Origin of the sequence: Pseudomonas sp. Z18(2022), assembly GCF_036346535.1 — a bacterium.
Taxonomy (GTDB): Bacteria; Pseudomonadota; Gammaproteobacteria; order Pseudomonadales; family Pseudomonadaceae; genus Aquipseudomonas; species Aquipseudomonas yamanorum_A.
Genome location: NZ_JAOTOA010000003.1, coordinates 552,486 through 570,156 on the forward strand (window position 1 = coordinate 552,486; position 17,671 = coordinate 570,156).

The window sequence follows — 17,671 nt, forward strand, 5'->3', positions numbered from 1 at the left end:
AAGCGTATTGTCTGCTGCCATGAAACTTCTGTGTTCCGCCTTTCTGCTTCTCCTGCTCGCCGGCTGTGCGAGTGGACCCCGTTTGGACACCAATCATCCGTCGGTGAACCACGACAACCGGGTGCAGTTCGTCATCGTGCACTACACCTCGGCGTCCCTTGAGCGCTCCCTGGCGCTATTGACCCACGGCCAGGTCAGCAGCCATTACCTGATCGGCGACGATGCTTCAGGCACCATCTACAAACTGGTGGATGAAAGCCAGCGCGCCTGGCATGCCGGTGAAAGTGAATGGATGGGCCGCACCTGGCTCAACTCCAGCTCCATCGGGATCGAGATCGTGAACCCGGGGTATCGCGACTTGCCGACAGGCCGCGTCTGGTACCCGTACTCCGAGGCGCAGGTGCAGTCGCTGGTGGTGCTGCTCAAGGACATCAGCAAGCGCAACGGTATCGATCCGCGGAACATCATCGGTCATAGCGACATTGCCCCACTGCGCAAACTGGACCCGGGGCCGTTGTTCCCCTGGAAGCGCCTGGCGGATGAAGGGTTGGGGATGTGGCCGGACGCCAAGGCGGTTGCCCGTTACCAGGTGCAATACGCAGCTGAGCTGCCGAGCATTACCTGGTTCCAGGAAGAGTTGGCGAAGTTGGGCTATCCGACGCCTCAGACCGGCGAGCTGGATGTGGCGACGCGCCACGTGATGGCTGCGTTCCAGATGCACTTCCGGGCGTCGCTGTTTGACGGGACGCCGGATGCCGAGAGTGCCGCTATCCTGCGGGCACTGAATCACCAATAACCGTAGGAGCCCGGCTTGCCGGCGATAACGTCCTCAGGGTCGTCATCGCCGGCAAGCCGGCTCCTACAGGGGCAGCGCCATATAAAACTGCGTCCCTTGCCCCGGCCGCGAATAGACCCCCATGCGGCCACCGTGCAATTGCACGATCTCCTTGCACAGCGCCAGGCCCAGCCCGGCACCGCCCTTCTTGCGACCTACCTGTACAAACGGTTCGAAGATCCGTCCTTGCTGGCCGTAGGCAATGCCTTCGCCGTTGTCCTCGACGCTGACAATCACCCGTTCGCCATGGCGACGTGCCTGCAGGCGGATCTGCCCGCCGTCGGCCGTGTGCCGCAGGGCATTGCCCAGCAAGTTGTCGAGCACCCGCTCCAACTGCGCGCGATCGGCATGCAGCCTCGGTAGCGGGGATTGTTCCTCCACCAGTAATTCGATGTTCTGCGCATTCGCCTGCTCCGCGAAGCGGGCGCGGGCATGTTCGAGCAGGTCGCTGATATCACATGGGCCCAGTGTCAATTTCTGCAAGCCATTCTGATAGCGCGAGAAGTTGAGCAAGTCGTTGATCAACTGCATCAGGCGCTGCATTTCCTCGTTGACCGTATCCAGCAAGTCCGCTTCGCGAGACTCCGCAGGAAACTTTGCCCGTTCCCGGAACAACCCGAATGCCATGTGCATGCCCGTCACTGGCGTGCGCAACTCATGGGAGGCGCGCAACACAAACTCGCTGCGCACCCGTTCAAAGGCGCGTTGCTCGGTGACGTCATGCAGCACCATCACGGCGCCCAGAATGTGCCCCTGGGTATGGCTGACCGGCGTCAGGCTGTACGTCAGCAGGCGCAGCTCGCCTTCGACTTCCACTTCCAGGTCTTCGGGAGCGCGCTCCAGGTTGCCGCCGCGCAGCACCAGGTGCAGTTGTTCATCCAGTTCCGGGCGGCCCAGGGCGTCACCAAGGCCTTGGCCCAGGCGATTCTCGTCCCAGCCCAGTTGGCGTTGTGCTACCGGGTTAAGGTGCTCCAGGCGGCCTTGGCGGTCGATCATCAGCAGGCCGTCGTCGATGCTGTCGAGCACTGCCTGCAGACGTTGCTGCCCGGCGAGCAGCTCATCGACATTGGTTGCCTGATGCTGGCGCAGGGCCTCGGCCATGATGCCGAAGCGTCGGGTCAGCAGGTTCATCTCGGCAGCCGAGGAGATGGGCAGCGTGACTTCGAAGTTACCCTGGCCGATCTTGTCGGCGGCCTTGGCCAGCGCCTCGATCGGCCCGCCAAAGCGTCGGGCAATGCCATGGGCGGTGACGAAACCGATGATCAGCACCGCCAACCCCACCAGGCCCAGCAGGCCGGCAATCAATAGTGCTCGCTCACGGGACTTGTGTTCGGTGTCGTTGATGTTTTCCAGCGCTTGCTTGTGCTCGGCGATCAGGCCGTTGCGCAAGATGTTGAAGCGCTTGGTCAGTTCGTCGTTGTTACGCAGGGCCGGTGGGGCATTCTCATTTTTATCGAATGCCTCCAGAAAGCTCAGGTAGTCGGTTTTTGCCTTGGTAAAGCCGCTGGTGGTCGTGTCCTTTTGTTCGTGTTCGATGCCTTGCTGCAACAGGGCGAAATAACGTTGCTTGGAGGCTTCCAGGGCGGCGGGATTGGGCTGCTCGTTGAGCATGATCATCAACTGATCGCCGAGGGTCTGCCGCAGCTTGAGCCCCAGGTCCAGGGTGATGAAGTTGCTGCGAATCAACGACTCCTGGGTCTTGGCCATTTGCATGACGCTCACCAGGCCCAGCAACAACCCCAGCAGGGCAACGGTGATCAGCGCGGAAATACTCAGGAACAGCCGAGTGCGCAGCTTCATCGCAAGCTTCATAGGCTACAGCTCACAGGTTGTATTGTTTGCGTTTGCGGTACAGCGTCGACGCGTCAATACCAAGGGTCCGGGCTGCCTGGTCCAGTGTGTCACTGGTGGCCAGTACCGCGCCGATATGTGCCTTTTCCAATTCATCCAGGCTCAATGCCGCGCCGATACGCGGGGCATTGTTGGTCGGCTGCTCGGCCATGCCGAGGTGGCTGATCTCGACCTTTTCCTGTGGGCAAATAATGCTGGCGCGCTCCACCACGTTGCGCAGTTCGCGGATGTTCCCCGGCCAACGGTAGTTGAGCAGCGCCTCACGGGCTTCATCGCTGAATCCGCGTGCGGGCCGCGCATATTCCTTCACGAAGCGCGCCAGGAAGCGGTCCGCCAGGGTCAGGATGTCTTCGCTGCGTTCGCGCAGGGGTGGCAGGTGCAAAGTGATGACATTCAGGCGGTACAACAGGTCTTCGCGGAAACGACCGTCGCGCACCATGTCTTCCAGGTTCAGGTTGGTGGCGGCGAGGATTCGCACATCGGCGCGGCGAGTCACCGGGTCGCCGACGCGCTCGTATTCCTTGTCCTGAATAAAACGCAGCAACTTGGGCTGCAAGGTCAGGGGAAAATCGCCGATCTCGTCGAGAAACAGCGTACCGCCGTCTGCCTGGTTGACGCGCCCGAGGGTGCTTTCGCTGGCGCCGGTAAACGCGCCGCGACTGTGGCCGAACAGTTCGCTTTCCATCAGCTCTGCGGTCAGCGACGGGCAGTTGATGGTGACGCAGGATTTCTTCGCACGCTTGCTCCAGCCGTGAATGGCCCGGGCCAGCTCACCCTTACCGGTGCCGGACTCGCCGAGAATCAGGATGTTGGCGTCAGTGCCTGCTACCTGGCGGGCGGTTTCCAGCACCACCATCATGGCCGGGCTGTGGGAGTCGAGTCCGTCCTTGGGCTTGCGCACTTCGCCTTCCAGGGCTTCCAGGCGCGCAGAGAGCTGACGCACTTCCAGCTGCTTGGCCGTGGCCAGGCGCAATTGGTCGGGGCTGCAAGGTTTGACCAGGTAGTCGGCGGCACCCGCCTGGATTGCATCCACGGCGGTGTCGACGGCCGAATGGGCGGTGACGATCACCACGCGCATCCACGGTGCCTGGACGCGCATTTGCGCCAGTACGTCGAGGCCGTTGTCTTCGCCCAGTCGCAGGTCCAGGAAGCACAGGTCAAACACCTGGCGTTGCAACAAGGCATCGGCCTGGGCAGCGCTGTTGGCAGTGGCTACGGTGTAGCCCTCATCTTCCAGGCAATAACGGAAGGTGCGAAGGATCGCGGATTCGTCATCCACTAAAAGAATGCGGCCTTGAAGTTCCTTGGCTGATTCCATCTGTCCCGCGCTCCTTAAGAATGAATGATGTTGTTTAGTCCCGGAATAATCGGGCAAGTTGCATGGTTTATTCTGATTGATTAAAGCCGTCATCGCGCAGCTATCTGCGATTCTTCTTACAGAGGCGCCCATTCGTGGCGTTTTTTTCTCCCTCCTGCCACTTCGGCAGTCGAAGGCTGCCTTCCGATCCCCCAATCCGACCAGTGACCATCGTGCATTTCGCACGGCGTGGATAGGGGCATCGTGCAGGATGCTCGTGGTGTCAAAGCGCTTTTGTTTTTAACTCATTGATTTTATTAAGTTTTATTTTGTTAAAAAACTGGCACGCAGGCTGCAATACACCTTGTACGAGCTTCATCACCGAATAATCAGAATGCGGGAGAGATACAGCATGACTCGCCAAAGCCTCACCCAACTGCGTGTATCGCCACTGCGTCTGCAACAGGGGCTGTTTGCCAGCCTGGCCCTGATGGTGACCTTGATTGGTGGTCAGCAATTGGCGCATTGGCAGCAGAGTCAGCAGCACACCGCGCATTTTGAACGTCCGATGATGACCCAGACCCATTTCCGTTCGGTCGGTAGCAGCAGCGCCGACGTGACAACCCCGCAACTGGCGGCGGTTGAGCAAGATTCCACCCTCGGCGACCTGCCATCTCAGGAACGCTGGGTGTTCTAGGCAAGACACGGTCCTTTAATCGAGCGACCGCATGCACTACCGCTGTTACCCCTAAAAGAAGCGTAAGGAGAATCACCATGTTGAGTTGGGCAATCACATTTCTGATCATTGCCATTGTGGCTGCAGTCCTGGGCTTCGGTGGTATCGCGGGCACCGCCACGGGTATCGCAAAAATTCTGTTTGTGGTCTTCCTGGTGATGTTCATCGCTTCCTTCTTCTTTGGCCGTCGTGGCCGAGGCTAAGCATGTTCAATTCGTCCCTTAAAGCCCTGGCTGCCGCCCTGTTGTTGGGCGGCAGCGGTCTGGCGCTGGCTGCAAATGATGGCCAGTCCCGGGTCAACGAACTGCTGAGTGCGGACCCGCAATACCGCGAAACCTGGCAGAGCGTGGTCAAGAAGGAAGAGCGTCTGCCGGAATGGGTGATGAACCTGTCGGGCAGCGCTGAACAAATGAACGCTGTTGAAGAGGATGGTGACAAGTACTTGGTAGGGCCACTCTGTGAAACCGCAGACACGTGCCTGAACAAGCGCCTGATTGTCGCCTTCAGCTTCGACAAGGAAGATGCCTACGCCATGTTGGTGGAAGTGCCAGCGGGCCTGCCGTCGGACAAGTCGCCGACACGGCACGCCGACTACCGCTTTCTCGGCAAGCCGGACGAAGGCATGCAAAAGCTGCTGATGGAACAGCTCAAGAAAGACCCGAATTGGTACTAGGTTCGGTCTGACGACCCTGTCGTCTACCGGCTTATCGTCCATAGAAAGGAGCGCCACGCTTCTTTCTGTTTGCACGGCCCGACCGGGGCGGTGCATGACCAAGGGGCCGGGTTGCTCTGATCGATCGGATCGGCGTGACCTACGGGTACAGGGAGTGCCTGCGCAAGGGCCGGGTCAGGTGAAAAGCTGCGACGCAAGTTCGCAAGCCGATGGCTTGTGGAACTTGCGACGGGCTTATGCCTCTTATGCCCGCTTCTGTCATACCGCCCATAGCGGCAATTTCCCTTTTTGCGTCGCCTCAACCATTTCCTGGTGTTTCCACGTGACCATCTATCGAGAAAGTTTGTCTCCTGCCAGACGAGTTTTTCGATGGTATGCGTAGGAATTTTCAGGGGTTTTCGACCGCGACCGTAATTTTTCAAAAAACCCTGCGCGAGCCTGAAATGGCCGGTTCGCGGCATTTATGCCTGCCGAAATGTCGTATTCGAACTGACCGTTCAGACAGAAAAACTCAAAAAAACTCATGCCGATTCGGCATAGGGTAGGCGTTTACGGCATTAGACGTCGCCTCCTTGCATCGGAATAGTTGCGCCTTTTTTCGCCTGCCAGTGAGCCATATCGGCCAACTGCGGTGACCTTCTACGGAGGCAGATGCACCCACTTTTTCGCTCTCGAGCGTTCCAGCTGCTGGCGCATCTGCCTGAGTCCACTTGAAGTAAGGGTAATGACATGAAGAAGGCAAAGCTAAGCCTCGCCTGGCAGATCCTCATCGGTCTGGTGCTGGGGATTGCAATCGGTGCGGTGCTTAACCATTTCAGTGCCGAAAAGGCCTGGTGGATCAGCAACGTGTTGCAGCCCGCTGGCGATATCTTTATCCGCCTGATCAAGATGATCGTTATCCCGATCGTGATTTCGTCGCTGATTGTCGGAATCGCCGGTGTTGGGGATGCGAAAAAGCTCGGTCGGATCGGCGTAAAAACCATCCTTTACTTCGAAGTGGTCACCACCATCGCCATTGTGGTCGGCCTGCTGCTGGCGAACCTGTTCCATCCGGGTGCCGGTATCGACATGAGTACCCTGGGTACCGTCGACATCTCCAAATACACCGCCACCGCCGCAGAGGTTCAGCACGAGCATGCGTTCATCGAGACGATCCTCAACCTGATCCCGTCGAACATCTTCGCCGCCGTGGCCCGTGGCGACATGCTGCCGATCATCTTCTTCTCGGTGTTGTTCGGCCTCGGCTTGTCGAGCCTCAAGCCTGAACTGCGCGAACCCCTGGTGACCATGTTCCAGGGCGTGTCCGAGAGCATGTTCAAAGTCACCCACATGATCATGAAGTACGCCCCAATCGGCGTGTTTGCGCTGATCGCGGTGACGGTCGCCAATTTCGGTTTCGCCTCGCTGCTGCCGCTGGCCAAGCTGGTGATCCTGGTTTACGTCGCGATTCTGTTCTTCGCCTTTGCGGTACTGGGTTTGATCGCTCGCCTGTTTGGCTTCTCGATTCTCAAGCTGATGCGCATCTTCAAGGATGAGCTGGTACTGGCCTACTCCACCGCCAGTTCCGAAACCGTGCTGCCGCGTGTGATCGAGAAGATGGAAGCCTACGGCGCGCCGAAAGCGATCTGCAGCTTCGTGGTACCCACCGGTTATTCGTTCAACCTCGACGGCTCGACCCTGTACCAGAGCATCGCCGCGATCTTTATCGCCCAGCTGTATGGCATCGACCTGTCGATTGGCCAGCAACTGATGCTGGTATTGACCCTGATGGTCACCTCCAAAGGCATCGCCGGTGTGCCGGGCGTGTCCTTCGTGGTGCTGCTGGCGACCTTGGGCAGCGTGGGCATTCCGCTGGAAGGCCTGGCGTTCATCGCCGGTGTCGACCGCATCATGGACATGGCCCGTACCGCACTGAACGTGATCGGCAACGCCCTGGCCGTACTGGTCATCTCCCGCTGGGAAGGCATGTACGACGACGCCAAGGGCGAGCGCTACTGGAACTCGCTGCCGCACTGGCGCACCAAGCAAGTGCTGCCGGCCGGCGAGACCAGTCGCGGCTGATCGCCAGGACTGCCTCCTACACAAACCCCGGAAAATCCGGGGTTTGTCGTTTCTGTCAGCCCCGCTATCATTCGCCCCATCTTTCGGGGGATTCAACTGATGCTCAATGGCCTGTGGCTTGGCTTTTTTATCGTGGCGATGGTGTCTGCACTGGCGCAATGGCTGATCGGCGGCAACGCCGGCATCTTTGCGGCGATGGTGGAAAGCATCTTCGCCATGGCCAAGTTGTCGGTCGAGGTGATGGTGCTGCTGTTCGGCACGCTGACCTTGTGGCTGGGCTTCCTGCGCATCGCCGAGAAAGCCGGGATCGTCGACTGGCTGGCCAAGGCGCTGGGCCCACTGTTTCGCCGCCTGATGCCGGAAGTGCCCGCCGGCCACCCGGCCATCGGCTTGATCACCCTCAACTTCGCCGCCAACGGCCTGGGTCTCGACAACGCCGCTACGCCCATCGGCCTCAAGGCCATGAAGGCGCTGCAAGAGCTCAATCCGATCCCCAACACCGCCAGTAATGCGCAGATCCTGTTCCTGGTGCTCAACGCCTCTTCCCTGACCCTGCTGCCGGTGACGATCTTCATGTACCGCGCCCAGCAAGGGGCGGCCGACCCGACGCTTGTGTTCCTGCCGATCCTGTTGGCCACCAGCGCTTCGACCCTGGTGGGCCTGCTGTCGGTGGCGGTGATGCAACGCCTGCGGCTGTGGGACCCAGTGGTGCTGGCGTACCTGATTCCGGGGGCGCTGGTACTGGGTGGCTTCATGGCCTTGCTGGCGACGCTCTCAGCCACTGCGCTGGCGGGGTTGTCATCGATCCTTGGCAACCTGACGCTGTTCGGGTTGATCATGCTGTTCCTGGTGATTGGCGCGTTGCGCAAGGTCAAGGTCTACGAGGCGTTTGTCGAAGGCGCCAAGGAAGGCTTCGACGTGGCCAAGAACCTGCTGCCGTATCTGGTGGCGATGCTGTGTGCGGTGGGTGTGTTGCGGGCGTCGGGCGCGCTGGATTTCGGCCTGGAAGGGATTCGCCATGTGGTGGCCTGGACCGGCATGGATACGCGCTTTGTCGATGCGTTGCCGACGGCGATGGTAAAGCCGTTCTCCGGCAGTGCGGCGCGGGCGATGTTGATCGAGACGATGCAGACCCAGGGCGTGGACAGCTTCCCGGCGCTGGTGGCGGCGACGATCCAGGGCAGTACCGAGACCACGTTCTATGTGTTGGCGGTGTACTTCGGCTCGGTGGGCATCCAGCGGGCGCGGCACGCGGTGGGGTGTGCGTTGTTGGCGGAGTTTGCCGGCGTGGTGGCGGCGATTGCGGTGTGCTACTGGTTCTTCGGCTAAAACCTAGGTCAACTGTGGCGAGGGAGCTTGCTCACGTTGGGCCGCGAAGCGGCCCCAGCAAGGTTTCGCAGGTATGTCAGTCGAAGCTTATTGGCTGGTTTTGGGGCTGCTACGCAGCCCAACGGGAGCAAGCTCCCTCGCCACAAAAGCGCGGCTTCCCAGGCCCACCACCCAATCCACCACTTGCTTGTTCAACGCATCCCCAGCCTGACCAAACCCGGCGACTACGGCCGGCACCTTGGTATCCCCCACCGGTTGCCGCACCTCAAACCGCTTGCTGGCAATAATCCGCTGATCACTCCCGCGCACCAGCCGCGCATCCAGGCGTATCACTACCTCAACCGCGCTGCCGCGATACTCGCTCTGAAACGCCTGCAACTGCCCGCCCAGCTCAAAGTCCGCCTGCAGATTGGTCTCGTCGGTACTCAGCAACGTCACCCGCCCATCCCGCTGGAAGCCATCCAGCAACCGGTTACGCAACAGCACCGGCGCCGGATCGCTCCAGCGTGAATTCGCGTAGCTGCTGATCAAGTCGCCGTTGGGCACCACGGCAATTCGTGGGCTGTCGAGGAATTCGCTGGTCTGCGGCTTGGCCACGCGCAGCGACCAGGCCACAGGGCTGGCTTGCGTGGCCGTCTGCGCCGAAGGCAACCGGTACACGTCCGAAGGATCCGCCTTGGGCAGGATCGAGCACGCACTGACCAATGCCAGCGCAACGGGGGCGATCATTTGGTAAGCACGCTTCATGGCGTGAACTCCTTGTTCTTGTCGCTGCCCAGCAGGTAACCGCTGGGGTTGGCTTCCAGGCGGCGGGAAATCGCGCGTAACGAACCCAGGGTTTCCCGCAGCTCGCGCACCGCTGGCGCCAGTTCGTTGAGACCCTGCATGCCGCTGTTCAGGGAGTCCTTGTTGTTGGTCAACAAGGTGTCGATGGTGGCCGTGCTTTGTTGAAGGGACTGCATGGCCTTCTCGGCGCTGCCGAACATCTGCTTACCCTGGTCGTTGAGCAAACCGTTGGCGTTGCGCATCAGCGCGGTGGTTTGCTCCAGGGTGGCGCTGGCCTGTTTGCTCACCTGTATCAATTGCTGCATCACCACCTTGATGTCGCCGCGTTGGTCGGCGATGGCGCCGGTGGTCTGTTGCAGGTTGTCCAGGGTATTGCTGAGGCGTTCGACGTTCTCCCGGGAGAACATGTGGTTGGCGTTGTGCAGCAGCAGGTTGATGCTGGTCATCAGGTCATTGCTGTTGTTCAGCAGGCGCGCGATCGGCGATGGCGACGCAATGATCTCCGGCAAGTTGCCGTCCTTGCCCTTGAGTTCCGGGCTTTGGGGCGTGCCGCCGCTGAGCTGGATGATCGAGGTGCCAGTGATGCCGGTCAGGGCCAGCTTGGCCTGGGTGTCTTCCTTGATCGGCGTTTGCCCGGCCAGGCGGATGCGCGCCAGCACCCGGCGCGGGTCTTTCGGGTCGAGGCGCAGGCTGGTGACATCGCCCACCTTGATCCCGCTGTATTGCACCGCGCTGCCCTGGGACAGACCGCTGACGGCCTCGTTGAACACCACTTCGTAATCCTGGAATGCGCTGTCGACGCTGGACTTGGCCAGCCACAGGCCGAACAGCATGGCACCGACCACGACGATCACGCTGAACAGACCGATCATCACATGATGGGCTCGGGTTTCCATGTCATACCTCGTTGAGCAGTTGAGCGGCATCCAATGCCGCGCGGCCCCGTGGGCCATGGAAGTATTCGTGAATCCAGGCGTCGTCGGTTTCCGAGACGACATCGATGGCATCCGCCACCAGTACCTTTTTCTGCGCCAGCACCGCTACACGGTCGGTGATGGTGTACAGCGTGTCGAGGTCGTGAGTGACCAGGAACACGCTCAGGCCCAACGCATCGCGCAGGGTCAGGATCAGTTGATCGAAGGCGGCGGCGCCGATCGGGTCGAGGCCAGCGGTGGGTTCGTCGAGAAACAGGATGTCCGGGTCCAGCGCCAGGGCACGGGCCAGGGCTGCGCGCTTGATCATGCCGCCGGAGAGTGACGATGGGTATTTATCGGCAGCCGACAGCGGCAACCCGGCCAACGCCAGCTTTACCGCCGCCAGGTGTTCGGCGTCGGGACGGCTGAGGCCGGCATGTTCGATCAGCGGCAAGGCGACGTTTTCCGTGACCGTCAGCGAGGAAAACAGCGCGCCCTTCTGGAACAGCACGCCGAAGCGCCGTTCCACCATCGAACGTTCGTGTTCCGACAAGCTCGGCAGGTTCTGCCCGAACACCCGCACCTGCCCTTCGCTCGGCTGGCGCAAGCCAATGATGCTGCGCAGCAGCACCGACTTGCCGCTGCCGGACCCGCCGACCACCGCGAGGATCTCGCCCTTGTACAAGTCCAGGTCGAGGTTCTCGTGCACGCTTTGCGGGCCAAAGCGGTTGCACAGGCCACGGACTTCAATCACCGCCTCGGTGGGCGCACGACGTAAGCGACTCACCAGCCCATCTCCATGAAGAACAGTGCGGCCACCGCATCCAGCACGATCACCACGAAAATCGATTGCACCACGCTGGAGGTGGTGTGGGCGCCGACGGACTCGGCGCTGCCGCTGACCTTGAAGCCTTCCAGGCAGCCGATGGCGGCGATCAGGAATGCGAAGATCGGCGCCTTGATCATGCCGACGATGAAGTGCTGCACGCCAATGTCCGATTGCAGCAGCGAGAGGAACATCGCCGGCGAAATATCCAGGGCCACCGCACACACCACGCCGCCGCCGATAATCCCCGAGATCATTGCCAGGAATGTCAGCATCGGCAGCGCCACCAGCAACGCCAGCACCCGGGGTAGCACCAGCAATTCCATAGGGTCCAGGCCCAGGGTGCGGATCGCGTCGATTTCTTCGTTGGCCTTCATCGAGCCGATTTGCGCGGTGAAGGCGCTGGCGGTACGGCCGGCCATCAGGATCGCGGTGAGCAACACGCCAAATTCCCGCAGGAAGGAGAACGCCACCAGGTCCACGGTAAAGATGCTCGCGCCAAAACTGGCCAGCACCGTGGCGCCGAGAAACGCCACCACCGCGCCCACCAGGAAGGTCAGCAGGGCGACGATGGGCGCCGCGTCGAGGCCGGTTTGTTCGATATGCGCAACCATCGGCGTCACGCGCCAGCGCTTGGGCCGGAATACGCCACGGGCGAAGGTCTCGAGGATCAGGCCGATAAAACCCAGTAACTTCATGCCGTCTTGCCAGACGGTGTACACCGCGCTGCCAATGCGTGCCAGCAACATAATGCCGGCGGCCTCTTCCGGTTCTTTTACCGGCACGCAGAAGTCGTTCAGCGAGCGGTAGACGGTTTTCAGCAATGCGCGGTCGGCGGCCGAGAGGCTGCAGTCGGTCTGTTCGGCGGATTGTTCGATGCGCTCGGGGCCGAGCAATTCCACCAGCAGTGAGGCGCCGGCGGTGTCCAGGGCGCCCAGGCCGTTGAGGTCGATGCGTGCGCCCGCGTCGTACTGGCCGTCGAGCTTTTCCGACAGCTTCTTCAGGTTGGCATAGTGGGCAAGCGTCCAATCCCCCGTAATCCTCAGCAGTGGAGGCTGGGTGGACGTGTCCAGATGGGCGGCACCGGCCGTTGTGCTACTGGTCATAAGCTCCGAGCTTGTTTGGCTATTCCAGAATTCCTACGTAATAGCACGATCCTGACTACTTTGGCGCGTCCGGCGTTGTGGTGTCCTGACCGGGATCAGTCACCTTGAAGCGCAACACGCCGATCACTTGGCCATCTTCGGTCAGCACCCGTACCTGCCAGCGTCCCACCGAGTCGGCGGGGAAGTTCTGCTTGTGGGTCCAGGCCCGATAGCCTTCCTTGCGCCCGCCATGAATGTCCAGGGCGATACGGTCGACTTCCTTGCCGTTGAATTTCCACACATGGTAGATCCGTTCATCCAGCCCGCGGGGCGCGTTGATCGCGGTGTAGGCATACAAACCGCTGCTGCGCAGTTGCGCGGCGCTGACTTCTTTGAGGTCATCGCCGGGCGTGCGGTCCTGCAGTTGGGTGCTGATGGCCACTTCGGTCATCCACAGCGTCGCGGGCGGCACCCAACTGCGCAGGAACCAGCCGGCGCAACCAATCGCTGCGGTAACCCCCAACAGCATCGCCCAACCCTTGATGCTGCGCAGCGGCAGGCTGACGGCCAGGCTTGGGATCGACAGCAGCATTGCCACACCGAGGGCCAGCTTGTAACTCTCGGCGGTGGTCAGGTGCAGGATGATCGGCAGCGCGGTCAGCAGGGCGGCAAACAGGGTCAGGGTGTGCAGCGCGAGAAACAGCGAACGCTTGGGCGCCAGCCACTTGTAGTACAGCGGATCGGTGATCGAGACCAGCGCCGCCGCACCCAGCAGGCCGGTAAAGATCGACTGGCCGCTGTTCCAGGTAGTGGTGACAAAAAAGAACGGCAGCACAAAAAACAGGCTTTCCTGGTGGATCATCTGCGTGGCGTAGCGCAGCAGCGGCTCGGGGATTTCCCGTTTGAAGACCTTGCTGAACAGCTGGGTGAAGCTGTTTTCCAGCATCAGCCATAACCAGCTCACCAGCATGATGATCGCGATCCAGCTGGCCATACCTTGCTGGCGATCCACCAGGATGAAGCTGCCCACACCCGAGATGAAACCGCCGAGTGCAATCACCCCTGGGTAGCGCTTCATCAGTTCGAGGACGCGCTGGATGGTCTGGGTCAGGATAGGCATTCGGCAGTTCACAGTCTTTGTAGGAAAAATCCCAGACAGAATAACGTTTTAGCCGTTTTCCCGGGGCCTCATTACGCAATCCCTTTGCGATAACGCCACACGCCGAGCAACACAATCGTGATCAGCCCTAGCGCTCCGGCGGCGATCCAGTTGAGCGTGTCGTAGCTGAACAGCGGTTTCTCGATGCGCCAGTAGCCGTTCTGCTTGAACAGCTCGCGCATGGCCTGGTTGGTTTGCTCCAGGCTGACGGCCTTGATGCGCTTGGCCGGGTCGCTGAAACGCCCCTTGGCGTAGTCGCCCGAGGCGCTCCAGTAATAGTCGGCCAGCGCGCTGTTGCCCTGAACCGCCCACGCCTGGCGGGCGATGGCGGCTTGTTGCAGGCGGGCGAAGGTGGCGGGGTCGAGGCCGTCCTGGAGTAGTTGGGCCTTGAGGGCTTCCAGCACATGCTCGGCTTCGGGCAAGTCTTCGCGCTCGAGGTCGGCGTTGAGGCTCATGAAGCCTACGCCGCCCAGCACTTCGCGTTCGCTCCACGGGCCGTAGGACAAACCATGCTGCAGCCGCAGTTGGCGATACAGCGCCCAGTCCAGGTAATCCTTCAGCAGGTCGAAGGTTTCATCGTACTGGTCGTTCAGCACCGGCTCGGGGAATAACCAGTGCAGCTTGGCGTTGTCACCGACCCAGCCGTGGATCAGGTCGCGGCGAATGGCGGCGGCGTGTTGAATGTCCGGTAGTGCGCGATGTTCGGTGGGGTCAACCGGATCAAGGGCGCCGTAGGTGCGTTCGAGGTAGGCCGGCAACAGCTTGTCGAGGTCGCCGACGATGATCAGGGTCATGTTGTTGGGGGCGTACCAGGCCTTGCGCAGTTTTTCCAGCTGGTCGCGGGTCAGGTGGTCGACGTCGGCCCGCTCGGCGCATTTGAGGCCCAGCTCCACCGCCAACTGACTGCTGGCCTTGTGGCCGAGGTCCTGACGATCCAACAGGCGTTGCAGGTGCGAGTAGTGGCCGCCGTCTTCGCGCTCCACCACTTGTTTGGCCGCGTTGATATTGGCGTCGGTCAGTTCGGTGCGGGTGACGATGGCCAGCAGCAGGTCGAGTACCTTGCGCTGGTTTTGCGCCGGGGCCTCGATGACGAAGGTGGTGTCGGCGTTGCTGGTGTAGGCGTTCCAGTCCCCGCCAAGGGCTTGCATGCGCTCTTCCAGCTCACCTTCGCCGCCACCGTCGATCCCGCTGAACAACAGGTGTTCCAGCAGGTGCGGCAGCTCCTTGTCTTCGCAACTGAAGTCATCGAGGCCTACACCCACCACCAGGCGAATGGCCACGTGGCCGCGCTCGGTGCCTGGTTTGAGCAGCAATTGCAGGCCGTTGGGCAGTGTGTAGCCCTCGACTTGCAGGCGGTCAAAGGCAAAGGTGTGTGCCGAGCCCATGAGCAGGCAGGCGAATAGCAGGCGACGCATAACAAGCTTCCTGGCGAGTGAGGTCCTTGTTAACTGACTTCGCTCGCCACCTTACGTTCAGGGCGAATGGGTGATGTCGGCAATATCGTCCGCCGAGAGCGCACCGGTATCGGTGGTTTCCAGCACCACATACGCGCTGCTGCAGAACAGCGAGTTGAGGCGCTTCATGTCGGCAATCAGCTCGAGGTGCAGGGAACTGGTCTCCAGGCTCTGTACGATTTTACGTTGCAAGCGACTGACATGGGCGTGGGCCAGGCGACGCTCCTGGGCGCGAAAGCGACGTTTTTCCCGCAGCAACTGCCGGGCGCTTTCCGGGTCGGCGCTGAGGAATACCGACAGGCCCAGTCGCAGGTTGGCGATCAACTGGGTTTGCAGGCCCGCGAGCTCTTCCAGGCCGACTTCGGAGAACGAGCGGCGCTGGGAGGTTTTTTGCTGTTGGACCTTGCGCAGCATGCGCTCGATCAGGTCACCGGCCAGTTTCAGGTTGATCGACAGCTCGATGATTTCGGCCCAGCGTCGGCTGTCCTGCTCGCTGAGGTCTTCCCGGGGCATTTGTGCGAGGTAGAGTTTGATCGCGCTGTACAGCGCTTCAACGTCGTCGCTCAGGCTGCGCATTTCCTGGGTGATGGCGGTCTGCTTGCCCCGCAGCACTTCCAGCATCGAGGTCAGCATGTTGTCGATCAGGTCGCCCAGGCGCAGGGTTTCACGGGCGGCGTTGGCCAGTGCCAGGCTCGGCGTGGCGAGCGCCGCCAGGTCCAGGTGGCGGGGCTTGGCCAGGCCGTTGACCTCTTCGCGCTCCGGCAGCAGCCAGGCGCACAAGCGCGACATTGGGCCAATGGTGGGCAGCAGGATCAGGCAACGGATGACGTTATAGAGCAGGTGGAAGGTGATCACCATGCCTTGGGCGCTGTAGTCCAGATTGTCCATCCACCCGACCAAGGGGTCCAGGACCGGAATGATCAGCAGCAAGCCGATCAATTTGTACAACAGGCTGCCCAGGGCCACCTGGCGGCCGGCGGCGTTTTGCATGCTGGTGCTGAGGAAGGCCAGCACGCCGCTGCCGATGTTGGCGCCGATCACCAGGCCGATGGCCACGTGCAGGCCGATCACGCCGGCACCGGCCAGGGTCGCGGTCAGCAGGACGGCGGCCAGGCTGGAGTAGGAAATCATCGCGAACAGTGCGCCGACCAGGGCGTCGAGCAGGATATCGCCGGTCAGCGAGGCAAACAGGACTTTGACGCCCTGCGCATGGGTAATGGGGCCTGCGGCTTCGACGATCAATTGCAGCGCCAGGATGATCAGCCCGAGGCCGATCCCGACACGGCCCATCTGCCCGGCACGCGTCTGTTTGCGCGACAGGAAGAAAATCACCCCGAGAAAAATCAGCAGCGGCGACAGCCACGACAGGTCAAAGGTCAGCACCCGTGCCATCAACGCAGTACCGACGTCGGCACCGAGCATGGTCGCCAGGGCGGGCATCAGGCCCATCAGGCCCTGGCCGACAAACGAGGTCACCAGCATCGCCGTGGCGTTGCTGCTTTGCACCATGGCCGTTACCAGGATGCCGGCGATAAACGCCAGCCAGCGCTTGGACATGTTCTGCCCGATGACCTGGCGCAAGTTGGAACCGTAGACCCGCAGGATGCCGGTACGGACGATGTGCGTGCCCCAGATAAGCAGGGTCACGGCGGAAAGCAGATTGAGCAAGGTCAGCATGCTCGGCCCCCCGTGTGGGTTAGCTCAAAAAGAGCAAATAAGAATTGCCGCGTGCCGTTCTACGTCTTGTACTTAAGCTGTAGTTGGCGAATGGGCTCTGCGCCAGCATCGCATAGCTAAAGTCGGGATTGAAACAAAACTGTCATGAAATCAGTTTTTTGCAGATGAAAAAAAAGGGGCTCGAGAGCCCCTTTTTTCAGCAGCGGGTCAAGGTTACTGACCCGGAATGTCCTTGCGTAGTTTCACAGGGTCCTGCTGTTTCTTCTTTTTCGCGATGGCGGTGCGCATCTTGATGTTCACCGCTTCCACCGCCAGGGAGAACGCCATGGCGAAGTAAACGTAGCCTTTTGGCACGTGAACATCGAAGGCTTCGGCGATCAGCACGGTACCCACCACCAGCAGGAACGACAGCGCCAGCATCTTCAGCGACGGGTGTTTGTCGATGAAATCGCTGATGGTGCCAGCGGCCAGCATCATCACCAGCACGGCGACGATGATTGCGGCCACCATCACTGGTACGTGGGAAACCATACCGACGGCGGTAATCACCGAGTCCAGGGAGAAGACGATATCGATGATTGCGATCTGGATGATGGTGTAGATGAACTTGCCGCCCGCCCCTTTTGGCTCGTCGTGGGTTTCGTCTTCACCTTCCAGCGCGTGGTACATCTCCTGGGAGCTTTTCCACAGCAGGAACAGGCCACCGAAGAACAGGATCAGGTCGCGGCCCGAAATGCCTTGGCCGAACACCACGAACAGATCGTCGGTGAGGCGCATCACCCAGGTAATCGACAGCAGCAACAGGATCCGCGTGACCATGGCCAGGGCCAGGCCGAAGATCCGGGTACGCGCCTGCATGTGCTTGGGCATGCGGCTGACCAGGATCGAAATCATGATGATGTTATCGATGCCCAGGACGATCTCGAGGGCCGTCAGGGTGAAGAAAGCAATCCAGATTTCCGGATTGGTCAGCCATTCCATGTGTATT

Annotated in this window: 16 protein-coding genes; 6 read left to right on the forward strand and 10 right to left on the reverse strand. The window is 60.9% G+C overall.

Annotation, left to right across the window (positions count from 1 at the left end; all coding sequences use genetic code 11):
- Positions 1-19: 19 nt before the first annotated feature.
- On the forward strand, positions 20-796 hold the full coding sequence (locus tag V3W39_RS10605) for an N-acetylmuramoyl-L-alanine amidase (RefSeq protein WP_177112278.1): 777 nt from the start codon (positions 20-22) through the stop codon (positions 794-796).
- Positions 797-859: 63 nt separating this feature from the next.
- Here the strand turns inward: V3W39_RS10605 and V3W39_RS10610 are convergent, their stop codons facing one another.
- Positions 860-2,647 carry a KinB sensor domain-containing domain gene (locus V3W39_RS10610; protein ID WP_177043545.1) on the reverse strand — a complete coding sequence of 596 codons (1,788 nt, stop codon included), beginning with the start codon at positions 2,645-2,647 and terminating at the stop codon, positions 860-862.
- Positions 2,648-2,657: 10 nt separating this feature from the next.
- Complete coding sequence (gene algB, locus V3W39_RS10615; RefSeq protein ID WP_076013329.1) at positions 2,658-4,004, reverse strand: sigma-54-dependent response regulator transcription factor AlgB; 1,347 nt, start codon at positions 4,002-4,004, stop codon at positions 2,658-2,660.
- Positions 4,005-4,395: 391 nt separating this feature from the next.
- Here algB and V3W39_RS10620 point away from each other — a divergent pair, with 391 nt between their 5' ends.
- The 5 genes from V3W39_RS10620 to V3W39_RS10640 all read left to right on the forward strand — a co-directional run bounded on the left by V3W39_RS10620 (position 4,396) and on the right by V3W39_RS10640 (position 8,782).
- Positions 4,396-4,680, forward strand: a complete 285-nt coding sequence (locus V3W39_RS10620) for a hypothetical protein (RefSeq protein ID WP_330212604.1) — start codon at positions 4,396-4,398, stop codon at positions 4,678-4,680.
- Between the two features lie 77 nt (positions 4,681-4,757).
- Positions 4,758-4,922, forward strand: coding sequence for a DUF1328 domain-containing protein (locus tag V3W39_RS10625; protein ID WP_003170804.1), 165 nt, complete (start codon positions 4,758-4,760; stop codon positions 4,920-4,922).
- A gap of 2 nt (positions 4,923-4,924) precedes the next feature.
- Positions 4,925-5,392 carry an inhibitor of vertebrate lysozyme family protein gene (locus tag V3W39_RS10630; RefSeq protein ID WP_177043543.1) on the forward strand — a complete coding sequence of 156 codons (468 nt, stop codon included), beginning with the start codon at positions 4,925-4,927 and terminating at the stop codon, positions 5,390-5,392.
- Positions 5,393-6,121: 729 nt separating this feature from the next.
- Positions 6,122-7,453: a glutamate/aspartate:proton symporter GltP gene (gene gltP / locus V3W39_RS10635; protein ID WP_177043542.1), complete on the forward strand. Its 1,332-nt coding sequence runs from the start codon at positions 6,122-6,124 to the stop codon at positions 7,451-7,453.
- A gap of 99 nt (positions 7,454-7,552) precedes the next feature.
- Positions 7,553-8,782 (forward strand): nucleoside recognition domain-containing protein, encoded by a 1,230-nt coding sequence (locus V3W39_RS10640; protein ID WP_003214785.1) that lies wholly within the window; start codon positions 7,553-7,555, stop codon positions 8,780-8,782.
- An 87-nt stretch (positions 8,783-8,869) separates the two neighbouring features.
- On the opposite strand, the gene V3W39_RS10645 is transcribed toward V3W39_RS10640, so the two are convergent.
- From V3W39_RS10645 to V3W39_RS10680, 8 genes are all read right to left on the reverse strand, one after another.
- Positions 8,870-9,529 (reverse strand): ABC-type transport auxiliary lipoprotein family protein, encoded by a 660-nt coding sequence (locus tag V3W39_RS10645; protein WP_330212605.1) that lies wholly within the window; start codon positions 9,527-9,529, stop codon positions 8,870-8,872.
- Complete coding sequence (locus tag V3W39_RS10650) at positions 9,526-10,464, reverse strand: MlaD family protein (RefSeq protein WP_177043540.1); 939 nt, start codon at positions 10,462-10,464, stop codon at positions 9,526-9,528. Before V3W39_RS10650 ends, V3W39_RS10645 begins: the two co-directional genes overlap by 4 nt.
- A 1-nt stretch (position 10,465) precedes the next feature.
- Positions 10,466-11,269 carry an ABC transporter ATP-binding protein gene (locus tag V3W39_RS10655; protein WP_010168669.1) on the reverse strand — a complete coding sequence of 268 codons (804 nt, stop codon included), beginning with the start codon at positions 11,267-11,269 and terminating at the stop codon, positions 10,466-10,468.
- Complete coding sequence (locus V3W39_RS10660) at positions 11,266-12,414, reverse strand: ABC transporter permease (protein WP_177043539.1); 1,149 nt, start codon at positions 12,412-12,414, stop codon at positions 11,266-11,268. Before V3W39_RS10660 ends, V3W39_RS10655 begins: the two co-directional genes overlap by 4 nt.
- A gap of 55 nt (positions 12,415-12,469) precedes the next feature.
- Positions 12,470-13,513, reverse strand: a complete 1,044-nt coding sequence (locus V3W39_RS10665; protein ID WP_177079062.1) for a DUF5924 family protein — start codon at positions 13,511-13,513, stop codon at positions 12,470-12,472.
- Between the two features lie 71 nt (positions 13,514-13,584).
- Positions 13,585-14,967: a M16 family metallopeptidase gene (locus V3W39_RS10670; RefSeq protein ID WP_330212606.1), complete on the reverse strand. Its 1,383-nt coding sequence runs from the start codon at positions 14,965-14,967 to the stop codon at positions 13,585-13,587.
- A 57-nt stretch (positions 14,968-15,024) separates the two neighbouring features.
- Positions 15,025-16,683, reverse strand: a complete 1,659-nt coding sequence (locus V3W39_RS10675; protein WP_003214770.1) for a Na/Pi cotransporter family protein — start codon at positions 16,681-16,683, stop codon at positions 15,025-15,027.
- Between the two features lie 213 nt (positions 16,684-16,896).
- The gene (locus tag V3W39_RS10680; protein WP_003214768.1) at positions 16,897-17,664 is read right to left on the reverse strand and encodes a TerC family protein; all 768 of its coding nucleotides are present in this window, start codon (positions 17,662-17,664) and stop codon (positions 16,897-16,899) included.
- Between the last annotated feature and the right edge of the window lie 7 nt (positions 17,665-17,671).